Annotated in this window: 9 protein-coding genes and 1 tRNA gene; 6 read left to right on the top strand and 4 right to left on the bottom strand. The window is 71.5% G+C overall.

From position 1 onward, the window contains the following. Positions 1 to 164: 164 nt before the first annotated feature. Entirely contained in the window at positions 165 to 1,514 is a 1,350-nt protein-coding gene (locus tag FJ309_07860) for a tetratricopeptide repeat protein (GenBank protein ID MBM3954514.1), read from the bottom strand. Positions 1,515 to 1,735: 221 nt separating this feature from the next. Beyond that, positions 1,736 to 1,809: transfer RNA gene (locus FJ309_07855), tRNA-Thr, on the bottom strand. Between the two features lie 758 nt (positions 1,810 to 2,567). Here FJ309_07855 and FJ309_07850 point away from each other — a divergent pair. The 6 genes from FJ309_07850 to FJ309_07825 all read left to right on the top strand — a co-directional run bounded on the left by FJ309_07850 (position 2,568) and on the right by FJ309_07825 (position 10,432). After that, positions 2,568 to 3,419, top strand: a complete 852-nt coding sequence (locus FJ309_07850; GenBank protein MBM3954513.1) for a 3-deoxy-8-phosphooctulonate synthase — start codon at positions 2,568 to 2,570, stop codon at positions 3,417 to 3,419. 32 nt (positions 3,420 to 3,451) lie between these two features. Beyond that, the gene (locus FJ309_07845; GenBank protein ID MBM3954512.1) at positions 3,452 to 5,074 is read left to right on the top strand and encodes a hypothetical protein; all 1,623 of its coding nucleotides are present in this window, start codon (positions 3,452 to 3,454) and stop codon (positions 5,072 to 5,074) included. Positions 5,075 to 5,163: 89 nt separating this feature from the next. Continuing rightward, on the top strand, positions 5,164 to 5,433 hold the full coding sequence (gene rpmE / locus FJ309_07840; protein MBM3954511.1) for a 50S ribosomal protein L31: 270 nt from the start codon (positions 5,164 to 5,166) through the stop codon (positions 5,431 to 5,433). Between the two features lie 105 nt (positions 5,434 to 5,538). Then, a complete protein-coding gene (gene prfA, locus FJ309_07835) occupies positions 5,539 to 6,624 on the top strand; it encodes a peptide chain release factor 1 (protein ID MBM3954510.1) in 1,086 nt (361 codons plus the stop codon). Positions 6,625 to 6,652: 28 nt separating this feature from the next. Beyond that, positions 6,653 to 7,507, top strand: a complete 855-nt coding sequence (gene prmC, locus FJ309_07830) for a peptide chain release factor N(5)-glutamine methyltransferase (protein MBM3954509.1) — start codon at positions 6,653 to 6,655, stop codon at positions 7,505 to 7,507. A 111-nt stretch (positions 7,508 to 7,618) separates the two neighbouring features. Continuing rightward, positions 7,619 to 10,432 (top strand): DUF4131 domain-containing protein, encoded by a 2,814-nt coding sequence (locus tag FJ309_07825; GenBank protein MBM3954508.1) that lies wholly within the window; start codon positions 7,619 to 7,621, stop codon positions 10,430 to 10,432. On the opposite strand, the gene FJ309_07820 is transcribed toward FJ309_07825, so the two are convergent. Both FJ309_07820 and FJ309_07815 read right to left on the bottom strand, forming a co-directional pair. After that, the gene (locus tag FJ309_07820) at positions 10,341 to 12,023 is read right to left on the bottom strand and encodes a hypothetical protein (GenBank protein MBM3954507.1); all 1,683 of its coding nucleotides are present in this window, start codon (positions 12,021 to 12,023) and stop codon (positions 10,341 to 10,343) included. The two genes, FJ309_07825 and FJ309_07820, sit on opposite strands and share 92 nt — an antisense overlap. Positions 12,024 to 13,048: 1,025 nt before the next feature. Next, a complete protein-coding gene (locus FJ309_07815) occupies positions 13,049 to 15,115 on the bottom strand; it encodes a hypothetical protein (protein MBM3954506.1) in 2,067 nt (688 codons plus the stop codon). Positions 15,116 to 15,250 lie beyond the last annotated feature (135 nt).

The raw sequence follows: 15,250 nt of genomic DNA, 5'->3' as shown, positions 1-15,250 counted from the left end.
AGGAGCCCCTGGAAACGCAAATAAGACACCCCCTGTAGGAGGGTGGTGGGCATGAAACCGGCCGAAAAACGCGGTTCAGCGCCGAGCGGTCGGCGGACATTCGACCGGCTGCAAGGCCCAAGTCGGCGCCGATTCAGGGCCGGTTCGGCCGCGGCGGGCGGGGCTCAGTCGCCGCGCAGCTTCAAGCCGCGCTCGGCGAGTTTTTCACGGACCTCGTTGAGGCTCGTGACGCCGAAATTCTTGCACTCCATGAGATCCTCGGCGGTCCGGCGGACCAACTCGCCGATGGTCGTGATCCCGAGACGTGTCGTGCATTTCCGTGCCCGGACGGAGAGAGCCAGTTCGGTGATCGACTGGGAGAGGATCTCCATGTCGTCGCCGCTGACCGGCAGTTCCTCGACGACCGGGCTCTCACCGGCACCGACCACGGTGAACTGGCCGAGAGACAGCCCCTTGCTGGCGAGCATGTCCTTGATCTCGACGAGACTGGTCTCACCGAAATTCTTGCTTTCGAGCAGTTCGGCCTCGCTGGTCCTGGCGAGGTCGCCGAGCGTCATGATCCCCATCTTCTGGAGGCAGTTTCGGCTCCGCACCGAAAGTTCGAAGTCCGTGACCGGCAGCGAGAGGACATGGTCATAGCGGTCGCGCTGGCGCCCGTCCTGCTCGTCGAGGCGCAAATCACCGGTGGCGGATGAATCCTTGAGAAACAGCCGGGCCCGGGGATGATCGGGAAAGGCCTGGAGCACGCGGCGATAGCACTGCTGGGCGTGGTGGTAGTTCTCGCGGTCCTCGTGAAGGATCCCGAGATTGACCAGTGCCCCGACCGACGCGGGAAACCGGCGGGTCGCCCGCTCGTAGCAGGCGATCGCCTCGTCGTCGTTCCCGGCCCGATCGTTGAGCAACCCGAGGGCGAACAGCGCACCTGGGTGGCCCGGGTCGCGCTCCAGCGCCTTCTCGAAGGCTGCGGCCGCCTCGGCGAGAGCGCCCCCCGACTCGGTCAGCAGCGCCCCGCGCAACGCCCAGTAACCGGCGGGAGCCACCGCGGCATCGAGATTGGCGATCAGCCGGCGAGCTTCATCGTGATCGCCTGCGGCGCTGGCCGCTTCGGCGGCCGCAACAAGGCACTCACCGTCGTCGTAGCCGGCCTTGCGGGCGGCGAGAAACGATTCCTGTGCCTTGGCAAAGTGGTCGGACGCGTCCGCCCCCCCCTGCTCGGCCAGTGCCAGGTGGCCGCGTCCCTGCACGAAAATAGCCAGCGCGCTGCCGTCGGCACTGCGCAGCGTCGCCAGCGCGTCCCGGTGGCGTCCGAGCAGGTGCTGGGCGACCCCGAGACGGACCGACGAGGCGGGGCTCCGTTCGCCGTTGCGCTCCATGTCGGCGACCGCGAGTTTGAGATCGCGGTGGGCCGCGGGGTCATCGCCGAGCAGATCGACAAGCCGCGCGATCTCCGCAGGACCGAAGGGCCCGGTGCCAGTGATCAGGTCACGAACGTCGAGAGTGACCGCCGCAGTCATGAAGCCCCCCAATGAAAACCACCTGTAAGCCTGTCGGTGCGTTCCTGACGACACCGGTCACCGTGGACCAACCAGTCGGTGCCAACCGCGCACGAGCCACAGCCAGGGATTTACCCGGCCCGGACCTGGAACGCGATCGAATCCCGACCGAATCGAGCCGTCTCCGGATCCAAACGCTTCCAAGCTGCGTGCACCACGGTTTCCCGCGATGGCGGCCCGAGAGCCAGCGGTGGGAATCGAACCCACAACCCCCGCATTACGAATGCGGTGCTCTGCCAATTGAAGCTACGCTGGCGTTCCTCCGCGAGCCGGACGCTTGGCCGGCTGCCGATCCGCGAAGAGCCCTGCGGAGGGAATCCCTAAAACTAGCGCAGCGAGACTCGCAGCGTCAAGGGTCGGCGGTTTCGTCCCGGCAGCGAGCCGGCCCGCCCCGCTATGCGGACGTCGCGACGCGGTTCCCCATTCAGGGGGTGTCGTGAGGGAAAAAAGGTGGGGCCTTTGACCCGGCAGGAGCATCCTGCCATGGCCGTGAGAGTCAGGGGCAAGGCGACCGCACGACCGAAAAAGCCAAAGGCCCCACCTTGGGGAAGTTTGTCGGGAGGCTCGCGTTTCGAGAGGCTTTTAACGCCCGCTCGTGTCGCTCGCCGCCGGTAAAGAGACGCTGCACGTCGTGTGCCAATTCCCCGCCGGCGCCGTTATCCTCGTCGGTCCGCCCTCCAGGTGCGTCGAAACCACCGCTTTCGGCCTCGACAGCCAAGTAGAGGTGTCCATGCGGGCACGAATCGGCTGTCTCAATGTGAGAAGGTCTGGCGAGGTGGCCACTGCCGCTGTTCGATCCTGCGTCACAGCGCGGCAATCCGCAGCGGTGCGAAGTGAGGCGTTTCAGGTCGCAACTCTGGAATCGGTGCGACCAACTCGGGGCCCTGGCGTGGCAGTCATCGCTATGATGCGAAGGGTTGCTGTTTCGGGCCGGTCCGCCTCCCGAACAGCTGCCAAGGAACCGGTTTCCCGCAGCATTTCGGCCACTGGCTCCCATCCGAGGACGGTCACCCCTTGAATCCTCGCCTCCCGGCGCATGTCGGCACTTTTCGAGTCGGCCCCGGCCATCCCCTGCTGGTGATCGCGGGGCCATGTGTCATCGAGTCTGAGGCGCTGTGCCTGCGCATCGCGGAACGATTGGCGCTGGTGTCCGTCGAGCTCCGCCTACCGGTGGTGTTCAAGGCGTCGTTCGACAAGGCCAACCGGACCAGCGGGAGTGCCTTCCGCGGACCGGGAACCGACGAGGGCCTCGCGATCCTCGCGCGTGTCCGGCAGAAAACCGGCCTCCCGGTGACGACCGACATCCATCTCCCCGAGCAGGCCGGTCCGGCGGCGGAGGTGTGCGACCTCATCCAGATCCCGGCTTTTCTCTGCCGGCAGACCGACCTCCTCCTCGCCGCCGCCGCGACCGGCAAGGCGGTCAACGTGAAAAAGGGGCAATTCCTGGCGCCTGGCGACATGCGGCACGCCGTCGCCAAGTTGCTCGCCGGCGGCTGCCGAGACATCTGTCTGTGCGAGCGCGGCACCTTCTTCGGCTACGGACGGCTGGTCAACGACTTCGGTGGCTTGGCCGAGATGCGGGCCCTCGGTGTGCCGGTGATCTTCGACGGGACGCACTCCGTCCAGCGCCCCGCCAGCCTCGGCGACAAGACGGGAGGCGAGCGCGGCCTCGTCGAACCGCTGTGCCGCGCGGCGGCGGCGGTCGGGATCGACGGGCTGTTTCTCGAGACCCATCCCGATCCCGACTCGAGTCCCAGCGACGGACCGAACATGGTCCCCCTCGATGCCATCGGTGGCCTGCTCGAACGGGTGCTGCGGTTCCATGCCGCCCGGCTCGCCGCCGACGCGGAGGCTGCCGCATGCTGACGCGCGGGCCGTCGCAGCCGATCGATCGTCACATGCGTTCGCGCAGGGACCGCGGTGTCGTCTTCGTCCTGGCACTGGTCGTGGCAGGGTGCGGTCGCGCTCCGGCGACCCCTGGCCGCGCCGCCACCGCGCCGGCGGCCCCGCGGGTCGGCGCGACGATGTCGGAGGAAATCCGGACGCAACTGCTCTCCGGTGCGATCGACGTTCTCGGCAAACTCGACGACTACGACGAGGGGGCGGCGACGGCGCAGGTCTTCGACCGTCTCAATCAGTGGAGCCACGCGGTGGGGCTCGATGCGGCGCCGCCAGACTGGCGTCCCGACGCGTTGGTCGGCACGATTTCCGCCCCGCTCGCCGACGAGACCACGCTCCGCGGCCTCGGGAGCGGGACCTTCGACGCCGGCACCGACATCGTCACGCTGCGCGACCAACGCTGGCTGGCGGATGTTGCCGCCACCGCGCGGCGCGACGCGGTCGGTGATCTCGAGGTCGCCCGCAACCTGTTCGACTGGACATGCCGGACCCTGGCGATCACCACCGACCCGCCGGCGGTCCCCACCGAGGCCACGCCGGGCAGCCGCTGGTTCCTTCCCGGCGAGATCCTTCTCGCCGGTCGTGCCAGCGCCCCGCAGCGCATGTGGGTGTTCCTCGAATTGCTCCGTCACGCCGCGCTCGACGGCGTCGTGCTCGCCACCGGGGATGCGTCCACGGGCCAGCTGCGGCCGTGGGCCGTCGCGGTGATCGCCGGCGGCGAGGCCTACGTGTTCGATCCGCTGTACGGGCTGGCGGTGCCCGGCCCGGGAGGAACGGGTGTCGCGACCGCCCGTCAGGCCGCGGCCGATCCCTCGATCCTCGCGTCCTTGTCGCTACCCGATCGACCATACCCGGTTCAAGCCGACGACATCGGGCGGCTCACCGTCCTCGTTCCCGCCGCGCCGTGGAACCTCGCCCGGCGGATGGCCCGGATCGACGCCGAATTGGTCGGGACTCGTCGCTTGAACCTCTCGATCGACGCCAGCGCCCTCGCCCAGCGGGCTTCGGCGGCGCTCCCGGGCGGCGCCGCGACGCCGGGGGGCCGGCTCTGGGAGTTTCCCTGGGTGTCGATCGCCAGACGCCGCGGTGCGACCGGCCAGGCGGTCATGGCCGCCCTCGGCACCGAGCTCGGACCGCTGTCGATGGCGTTGACGCAGTCCGGTGGCCCGGGAGCGACCGACAAACTGGTGCGACCTCTGTTCAACGCCCGCCTGCGGGAGTTCCGCGGCGACATCGAGGGCCCCGACGGGGCGAAAAGCGCCTACCTTCTCGCCCGGCCGTCGACGGCGACGATCAACGCCGGCGTCGCCGGCCTGCCTCCGGAGCAGGCCGACGTCGTGAAGCGATCCTATGAACGGCTCAAGGAAGCGGCCACGTATTTCCTCGGCGTGTTGACGCTCGGTGAGCGCGACTACGAGACCGCCGTCGATTACCTCGGACGGATGACTCTCGAGGAGCACCCCGACGGCATCTGGGCCGATCCCGCCCGGATCAATCTCGCCCGCGCCAAGCAGGCCCTGGGGCAACCCGCCGAAGCGGCTGCCCTGCTCCGTGCCGATACGTCGCCGCAGCGGTTCGGCAGCCGGATCGTCGCCGATCGGATCGTCCGTCTCCAGCCCTGAGCTGCGGCCCGGCCCGGCGGCGTTGCCGCCCCGGATGGCCGGCGATATGCTCTGTGGTTTCCCCCCGAAGCCCCCGTGATGCGATTGCCATGAAAGACGGAATCCACCCCCGTTACGTCGAGACGGTCGTCCGCTGCGGTTGCGGCAATTCCTTCACCACCCGCAGCACCGTACCGGAGTTGAAGGTCGACATCTGCAACGCCTGCCATCCGTTCTTCACGGGCAAGCTGAAGTTCGTCGACACCGCCGGGCGAATCGAGAAGTTCAAGTCCAAGTTCGCCGGTGCCGGATATGCCAGCCTGAAGAAGGGCGCCGGTGCGAAAAAGGGCGCCGCCGCGGCCGAGCAGCCGGCCTCCTGATCGGCCGCTTGCCGCTCCGGGCCGCGTCCGTGATCCAGTCCGTCAGGGCGTCTGCGGCCCGGCGCGGAGCGCCCGATCCGGTGCCCCCGAGCGACCGCCACGCCGATGCGCGACCAACTCGACGCCACGCTGGCCCGCTTCGAGGTCCTCGAACGCGAGCTGGTCGATCCGGCGGTCCTCGCCGTTCCCCAACGCCTGGCCGCCGTCGTCCGAGAGCACGGCACCCTCGCCCGGCTCGCCCGGCGCTACCGGGCGTTCCTCGAGCTCGAGCGGCAACTCGTCGATCTCGAGTCGATGCGCCGCGACGCCGATCCCGACGTCCGCGCTCTCGCCGAGGCGGAGCACCCCGACCTGCTCGCCCGCCGCCATGCGGAATGGGAAGAATTGGTCGACCTGTGCAGCGACGACGACGATGCCGATCGCGGTCGCTGCATCGTCGAACTCCGCGCCGGCACAGGCGGCGACGAGGCGGCGCTGTTCGTCCGCGATCTCTACGAGATGTACCGGCGCCACGGCGTCGAACGCGGGTGGGACTTCGAGGTCCTCGACGCCAGCCCGACCGAGCTCGGCGGCTTCAAGGAACTGATCCTCGGTGTCAGCGGCCCGGAGGTCTACCGGCGGCTCCGCCACGAGAGCGGCGGCCACCGCGTGCAGCGCGTCCCCGACACCGAAACCAAGGGCCGGATCCACACCTCGGCCGCGACCGTCGCCGTCCTCCCCGAGCCGGAGGACGTCGAGGTTTCGATCGGCCCCGACGAGTACCGCAAGGACCTGTTCTGTGCCAGCGGCCCCGGCGGGCAGCACGTCAACAAGACGGCGTCGGCAGTCCGGCTCACGCACCTCGAGACCGGCCTGGTGGTCCAGTGCCAGGACGAGAAGAGCCAGCACAAGAACCTGGCCCGCGCCCTGCGGGTGCTCAAGACGCGGCTCTACGAACTGCGCCGGCGCGAGGAGCACGAGCGCCGGGCGAGCGAGCGGAAGACGCTCGTCGGCTCCGGTGACAGGAGCCAGCGGATCCGCACGTACAATTTCCCGCAGAACCGGCTGACCGATCACCGTATCAACGAGAGTTTCACGCTCGACCAGGTGCTCGCCGGTCGGCTCGGCCTGGTACTCGACGCCATCGAGGCCCACGCCCGCAGCGCCCGGCGCGCCGAGATTGAACGCTCCGCCACACCGGCGGCGGACTGACGGACGCGCTCGATCGCAGGGAGGCCCCATGGCCGAAGAGGTGTGGACGGTCGGTCGGCTGCTGGGCTGGACGACCGACTGGCTGGCGACGCGCGGGAGCGAGTCTCCCCGCCTCGACGCCGAGGTGCTCCTCGCCCACATCCGCGGCTGTCCGCGGATCGCCCTCTACACGGCCTTCGACGAGCCGGTCGCCGACGCCCATCGGGCCCGCTTCCGGGAGTTGGTCAAACGCCGCGGAGCCGGTGCGCCCGTCGCCTACCTGGTGGGGATGCGCGAATTCTTCTCGCTGCCGATGGCGGTCTCCCCGGCCGTCCTCGTGCCGCGGCCCGAGACCGAGGGGCTCGTCGTCCGTGTGATCGACCTGTGCCGCACGTTGCCCGAGGCGCGGATCGCCGACGTCGGCACCGGCTCCGGGGCGATCGCGGTGGCCCTCGCCCGTCACCTCCCGCGGGCGACGATCACGGCCACCGACACCTCCGCCGCCGCGCTCGACGTGGCGCGGGCCAACGTCGCCCGCCACGGCGTCGCCGAGCGCGTCGCGCTGCTCGAGCGCGATCTGCTCGCCGACCTGCCGGGGCCCTTCGACGTGATCGTCAGCAATCCCCCTTACGTGCGCGACGATGAATTCGCGGCCTTGCCCCCCGACGTGCGCCTCCACGAGCCGCGCACGGCGCTGGTCGCCGGTCCCACGGGGGTGGAGGTCATCGCGCGGTTGGCGGCGCAGGCCGTCGACCGCCTCGTCGAGGGGGGCTGGCTGGTGGTCGAGGTCGGTCCCGCGGAGGCGGCCAACGACGTGCTGGCCGCGATCCCGGGCCTGGTCGTCGGGCCGACGATCGCCGACCTTGCGGGGCGCCCGCGGATCGTGCAGGCACGGCGCGCGTGACCGGGCGACCGGACCGGCCGATTGCCAGCGCGGGCTCCCGGGGGGTAGAACATCACTGGGGCATGCAGCGGGTCGGCGTCGGCCGCCCGACCGCTGGCTGGCGCGCGGCCGATGGACCCAAGCACCGTGCGCCCTGGCCCCTCGGGTCGCCCCGACCCGCATCCCCTGCTCCTCGAGGTCATCGCGTGGAGTGTCCGCACCAGGCGGGCACTGGCCAACGCTGCCAGTGAGTCGGCGGCTGCCGTCGCCGACCTGCTCCACCTGACGGGCCACGCGGTGGCCCGGGCGGCCGCGCGAGCACGGGGCTGGGTCGGCGAGACCGCTCGGACCGCTCCGCTGCCGGTCCGGCCGGCGGTGGCCGCGGCCCTGGCCGTCGTGATCGGCTGTTGGCTCGCCGCAGCCCTGCCCGGCACGGCCTTCGTCTGGGGAGCGGTTGCCGCTGCGGCGCTCGTGTGCTGGGGCTTCGCCTCGTGGGTGGGCCGGGGGGCGCTGGCGGCGGCGGCCCTCATGATGGCCGTCGTGGCCGCGATGGCCTCCTGGACGACGGCGCGGCTCGACCTGTTTCCCGCGGATGATCTCGCCTGGAGCCTCACCGACGACGCCCGGCCGGTCGCGGTCGAGGCCACCGTCGTCGAAGCGTCGCGCCCCGTACCCGGTGGTGATCCCGGCCGCGGCGCTGGGAGCGTGCCGGGCGCGGCCGCGATCGTCACCGTGACCGCGGTCCGGTCCGGTGACACCTGGCGACCGGCGTCGGGCCGGGCCCGGGTCGTGGTCGGCGGCGCCGCCCCGGATCTCGTGGCGGGCGCCGTCGTCCGGATCCACGGCCGTGCCTTGCGTCCTCCGCCGTCGCTCAATCCCGGCGAGTTCGACCAGCGCCGGCGTGCACGGCTGACGCGGACGCTGTCGCTGATCCGCGTCCGTCCGGAGGGGATCGTGCTGCTCTCCGCGCCGGCCCCTTGGCAGCCGCTCCCGGTGCTGTCGCGACTCCGCGATCATGGCGCCCGGGCCCTCGCCGCCCACCTGCCGCCGCCACGGGCCGCGCTGGCCGCGGCGCTGCTGCTCGGGGAGCGGGACGCGCTCGACCCGGCGATCGCCGACGACTTCCTCGTCACCGGCACCGTCCACATCCTGTCGATCTCAGGCCTCCATGTCGGGATCCTTGCGATGTTCGCGGCGGCGCTGTTCCGCGCGGTCGGCCTCCCCCGGGGAGTCGGGCTGGCGCTGGTGGCACTGTCCACGGGCGCCTACGCGGTGATGGTCGGTGGCGATACGCCGGTGGTCCGCGCCATGCTCGTCGTCTGGCTGACCTGTGCCGGGGCCGCGTGCGGCCGGCCCGGCGGCGGGATCAACGCCCTGGCGGTGGCCGCACTGGTCGTGGCGCTGGCGACCCCGGGGGAAACGCTGGCCGTGGGGACGCAGCTGTCGTTCCTCTCGACCGCCGCCCTGCTGGCGGTCGTCGGTCGGCCGCCGCGCTCCGCTCCCGATCCGGTCGAACGGCTCCTCGATGCCAGCGCCAGCCCGGGATGGCGCTGGCTGCGGCGCCGGTTGGCCGACGCGCGCACGGCGCTGGTGGCGGGGACGGCGGTCTGGCTGGTGACGGCGCCGCTCGTGGCGGCCCGGTTCCATCTCGTCAGTCCGGTCGCGCTGGTCCTCAATCCCCTGCTCTCGCCGCTGGTGGCACTGGCGATGGGGTGGGGCTTCCTGTGCGTCGTCACCGCGCCGCTCGCTTCGGCAGTCGCCGCCCCGTGCGGGGCGCTGTGCAACGGCTCGCTGGCGGCCGTCGAGTGGGCCGTGCGGCTTGCAGCCCGACTGCCCGGTGGCCATGCCTGGGTCGCCGCGCCGCCGGACTGGTGGGTGATCGGGGCCTACGGCGCGGCGCTCTTGCTCCTGCTGTGGTTACCGGCCGCCCGGCTGCGCTCCGTCGGCACCTGGGCGCTGGCGGCAGCCGCCTGGTGTGCCGTGGGGTTGGTCGTGGCCGGTGCGGCGGGGCGCGGCCACACGGGGCCGGCCCTGGTCGAGGTGGTCGTCGCGGCGATGGGGCATGGCTGCGGGATCGTCGTCCGGGGCCCGACCGGCCGGTGCCTCGTCTTCGACGCGGGACGCCTCGGAGCGCCACTGGCGGCGGAGCGTGGGCTGGCGGCCGTGCTCTGGGACCGGGGAGTGACCCGGATCGACACGCTCGTCATCTCCCATGCCGACACCGACCATTTCAACGCGGTGCCGGGGATCCTCGAGCGCTTCACAGTCGCTGCGGTGGCTGTTCCCGCGGCCTTCGCCGCCAGCGACGCTCCGGCGGTGCGGAGCCTCCGCGACCGGCTGGCGGCCGCCGCCGTCCCGCTCCAGGTCCTCGCCGCCGGCGACGACCTCCCCTTCGAGCCGCTGTGCCGTGTCCGCGTGCTCCATCCGGTCGCCGGTGCCGACGAGTCACCGGCCGACGACAACCAATCGAGCCTCGTCCTCGCCGTCGAGGCGGCCGGACGGCGCCTGCTCCTCACCGGCGATCTCGACGGCGAGGCGCTGGAGCGATTCGTGGACCTCGCGCCCGGGGCGTGCGACGCCGTCGTCGCGCCGCACCACGGCAGTCTGGCGGCGGCGGGAACCGGAATCATCGCGGCCACCGCCCCGCGCTGGGTGCTGGTGAGTGGGACCGGAGGCGACCGTTGGCCCGACGTCCTTGCCGCCTACACCGAAGCCGCCGGTCCCGGCACGGCGGTGCTCCGCAGCGGTGGCGCGGGGGCGATCCTCCTCGAGTTCGCCGCGACGGAGATCGTCGTCCGGCAGCACCGTGGCGGCCGGTGGCGCCAGATCGCCGCTCCCGCAGAGGCCCCTGTCGTCAGGCCAGGGCCGTCGCCCGGCGCTGCGTTTCGCGCTGCCGGCGCAGCCCCGCCGCCACGAGGAGAAGCACGTTGGCTCCGAGGAACGTGAAGAACTCGGTCTGGCCCCCCTGTCCGAAGCCGTAGGAGTGGAGCCCGGCGCCGAGCAGGAAGTTGACGCCGTACCAACTCATGCCGATCACCGCCGCACCGAGCACGCTCCCGGCGGCGAGGCCGAAATTGCCGATCCACCCTGCATACCGGCCGTGGAGGACGATCAGGTAGGCCAGTAGCGACACCAGCGCCCAGACCTCCTTCGGGTCCCAGCCCCAGAAGCGTCCCCAGGAAACGTCGGCCCACAGCCCGCCGAGGATCGTGCCGGCCGCGAGCAACAGCACCGCCACCTGCATCGCCTTGTAGATGAAGCCGGCGAGCGTCGCGCAGGCTGCCGGGGCCTGGCGTCCGCCGCGACCGTCGTCGTGGTACTGGCCGAGGAGGTAGTGCCCGAGCGACAGGATCCCCAGCCCCCACGCCAGCCCGCCCGCCGCGTAGCTCGAGACGATCGTGAGGACATGGATCGTCAGCCAGAAATTGTCCCGCAGCACCGGCTGCAGCGGGCTGAACTGCTTGCCCGGGATCGGGAAGAACCAGGCGATGAACGTCCCGGCGAACGCTACAGCCGTGACCACCAGCCCGAACGAGCGGCGCGCGTAGACGTCGGGAAGGACGCGGCCGAGGTAACCGCGCCCCCACGACAGCGGCACGGTCAGCAGCGCCGTCACGGCCGCGAGCACGACCCGCGGCAGATACCAGGCGGCAGGGAGGAGCATCGACAGCCCGACGAGCCAGACGACGAGGTTGTTGACGTTGGGGAGCGACCGGTCGACGTCGGTCTGCGGGAGCAGGTTGATGATCGTCCGTCCGCCGGCGGCATACGGGGCCATCGCCAGCACCCAGACCACCGCCGCCGAGAGGGCGATCCGCGGAAGGAGGAGGAACCAGTTGGCGAGATTCCAGGCCGACGGGGCGGCGACGCCCTGCTGCCGGGCGTCGAGCGCGGTGGCCTCGCCCGGGATCCACCGGCCGACCGGGGGCGGCACGGCCGTCATCCGCCAGGCATCGCTCAGGCCGCGGGCGCAGGCCGGCGCCACGAGGAAGCAGAGCCCGAGGAGCGACAGGAAGAAGGGAACGTAGATCACCGTCTCGTACATGTTGGTCACCGGCGCCCAGCCGGTGATCGCGACGCGGTTGGCGAAGCCCCATGCCGTCCAGGCGAGCTCCGCCACGAGGAGGATCGTGCCGAGCCAGAACATCGGTCCCCGCACCGCCCCGAAGGCGAGTGCGAATCCGGCCAGCGCTGCGAGGCTCAGCACCCACGACATCCGGAACGGGTCAGACGTGTTGTAGTTCACTTCGCGCGCGGTGCTTCCCACGGGCGGGTAGGCGGTGTGGGCGAGGACGTCACGGTCGACGCGCTCGACGACGAGGTCGCGCCGGGCGGGATCGACCTCCTCGCCGAGCCTCCGCAGCGCGGTCGCCAGATCGGCTGCCGCGTCCGGGCTCGGTTTCCCGGCCGGGTCGCGGACCGATGCGGCCAACCGCACGAATGCTTCGCGGGCCGAGGTGACCGCCGCCGACGGGTAGCCCGTGAGCACGCTCGGCGGCGCGTCGAGCAACGTCGCCAGGCCGAGCCACGGCGGCATGTCTTCGTCGGCGTCGCGCTCGGCGTCGAGCGCCGAGGCATGGAGTGCCGGCACGACCGCCGGACTCCCGCCGTTGTCGTAGAGCGATTCCCCGAGGACGGCGACGCGGTCGGCGAACCGCTGCACGGCACGGCGTTGCGCCGGCGCGGCGGTTGCGACGGCCTTCACCAGCGCGCCGGTCGCCCGGGAGAGACGCTCCCACGGGGCGAGCGCGTCGGCGGTCGGGAACCGCGGTGACTGCCCCGCCGCGGACGCGACGTCGATCAGCGCCCGTTCCACCTCCCCGGCCGCGTCCCGCGCGTCGCCGGCGCGGAGCTGGGGGCCGAGCGGCCGCCATGCGGCGGCGAGGGCGTCGAGTTGGCGGAGAAAACGCGTCCGGCCGATCGCGTCGCTGCTCGACCGGAAGGTGAGTTGCCGCCACGTGACGTACGACTGCCAGAGCTGCTCGACCTTGGCATCGAGCCCCTCGGCGCGAAACGGCGTGCCGGCCGCGGATGCGGCGCGCCGGGCGTCGTCGAGCTTCATGAGGCGCTCGCGGAGCGGCCCGCTTTCAGCGACGTCCGACGGGGCCGCGTGCTTGAGCCGTTGCGTGCTACCACCCTGATCCGAGAACACCGGCAGGTCGAGGAGGGCACGGAGCTCCTCGTGCTCGGCATGGAGGAACGGCAGATCCTCCCACGCCTCGGGCCGCACGAGCCAGTCGAGGAGCAGTTCGTCGGCCGGCCACTTCACCGCCGATCCCCCCGGACCGGTCGGCAGCCGCGGGGTCTGGGCGTTGCAGATCGTCTCGACCTGCCGTCGCGCGAACGTGTCGAGCGGCATCAGCCGCCCGTCCTCGAGCACCGGAATCGCCCGCCACGGCGAGAGCGCGTCGCCGAGCCGGGGCGACGGTGCAGCGGTGGTGGCGGCAGCCCGGGCGTGACCGCCGCCGGCGGCGACGAGCGCCGCGATCGCCAGCACCAGGCGAAGCCCGGCCATCGACGTGCTCTGGGAACGGACCATGGGATCCTCCGAAACCGGACGGCTCAGGCGGGAAGCGGTCCCCCGGACTGGCGCCGGGGGCCGAAAAAATAGGCGCGCATGTAGAACATCGCGAAGATCCCGATGACGACCAACCCGCTGCCGAGATACTTCACGCCACGCCCGGGGTCGTAGTTCACGGTCAACACCGAGGCCTCGAGGCGGTCGGGTTTTTCGCCGGTCCGGCCGGGCCGCGTTGTGAAGCGCTCGTAGAGCGGATCGCCCGGGAGCCAGGGGCCCATGAAGCTCTCCTGGAACAGCCGGTAGCTCCTCCCCGATGCGGGATCGGAGAAATCGACCGGTGCGTTCATCGTGATCGTCACCGGCGCGGCGGTCAGCCGCTGGCCGTCGCGTCCGACGAAGTCCACCTGACTGGTGAAGTGGGACGCTTGGCTGGTCCCCGGATCGAGCCGCCGCTCGAAGTTGTCGAGCGCGACGTCGAATCCGATGTCGACGGCGTCGGGTACGAGCATCACCGTCGCGCTCCGCCCGCTCCCGGCGACCGTGCGGCGCTCCGCCGGCCCCGGCGGCTCGTCGATCGGCTGGATCGGAAGTCCTGCCAACCAGAACTCCTCGCTCCGGCCGTCGATCGACAGCCGTACCTTCGCGGCGCGCCGTTTCGCCGACGGCGGCTTGTCCTTCGAGAACGGGACCGGCAGCGTGGCGATCTCGAGCGTGTCGGCGGGGAGGAAGCGCTCGACGCGCATCTGCAGTTTGGCCCGCGGCATCTCGAAGGCGGCGACGGGGCGCCCGTCGGCGGGAAGTTCCCCGGCCAGCGCCTGCGGAGCCTGCCAGCGGCGGTAGAGGAGCCGGTGGCCGCCCCCGGGGACAGGTGCCTGGACGACGTCGATCCGGCTCTTCGCCTTGCCCTGCATCCGTTCCGCGGCATCGGCGACCTTGGGCTCGATCCACAGCGTGCCGTAGACGCCCGCCGCCGGTGCGTGGCGGGTGACTTCGGGAAGATCGGCGAGGATCACCATCTCCTCCTCGGGTCCGTCGGCACCCCGGCGGACCGAGATCCGGACCGCGGAAAACTGCGGCTGGAAATCGGTCACCGCGACGACCAGATCGGTGCCGGGCAGTGCCGCGGCGGGCTGATCGATTCGCTCGTCGACGAGCAGCCGATGCGGCTTCCCGTCGGCGACGAGCACGACCTGCCCGCGCTCGCCGTAGCCCAACGCCGGATCGGGGATACCGGCAACGAACGCCGTCGCCTCGGTGGGGCTGGCGACCTTCCAGAACACGACCACCCCGCCGCCGACCGTCTGCCGGTGCCGGAGTTGGTCGGGCGAGGCACGGAGCGGATCCGGTTGCCAGGCGAGCGATACCGGTTGCCACATCCCGCCGGCCGCCGCGCCGGGCATGTCGTCGCTGCCGATCCGCAGCTGGACGGAAGGCGCCAGGGCGGCGGTCGAGTCGGCGAAGTAGTCGAGCACTTCGAGGCGCACGCCCTCGGCATCGTGGACCACGCCGGTATCGCGGGGCGCCAGGCCCCACGGGAGGAACGGCCGGCTGACCACCGAACGGGCCGTGCCCTGGGAGTTGCCGCCGTTGGCCTGCCACCCATACTCCGACCAATTGAAAGGACCGGCGCGGAACGGCACGGCGAGCGTCCGCGGCGCGCCGCCGCGCCCGGTGGGGGAAACCGCGATCGAGAAGTGGTGCGAATCCTCAAACGCCTGTCCACCCCGCTCCCCTTCCAGCAGCGGGATCTGGGCGTCGACGCCACCGCGCTGCGACATCAGGCATCCGGCAAGGAGCACCAGCAGGCCGACATGCGTGATCACGAATCCGGTCTGGTAACGCTTCCACGGGTAGCGGATCGCCGCCGCACAGAACACGCTCACGCCGAGCAGGGCGTTGAGGAGGGTGAACCACCAGGTGTTCCAGACCCCGAACTTGACCGCTTCGGTGCCGTAGGCACTTTCCACGAACGTCCCGACGCCGAGGACGATCGCCAGGAGCGTGATGATCACGACGGCGAACCCGAGCGAGGCGAGGAACTCGTACGCCCGCAGCACCCAGCGGACCGGGGCCGATTGATCCGGGCGGGAAAGGCGTCGGGCAGCCATCATGGTCACCGCAGGGGGGGGCCGGGGATCGGCGCATCCGTCGGGGCGGGGGGAAACGCGGGGCGAGTCTCTGCACGACCGATCTCGTGCCCGTCCGGGGAGCGGGGCCCGGGCGGGGCGACGGGCCGTTCCACC

Source organism: Planctomycetota bacterium, from assembly GCA_016872555.1.
Classification (GTDB): Bacteria; Planctomycetota; Planctomycetia; order Pirellulales; family UBA1268; genus F1-20-MAGs016.
The sequence above is the reverse complement of the archived record's forward strand: the minus strand, read 5'-3'. Positions and strand labels throughout refer to the sequence as shown.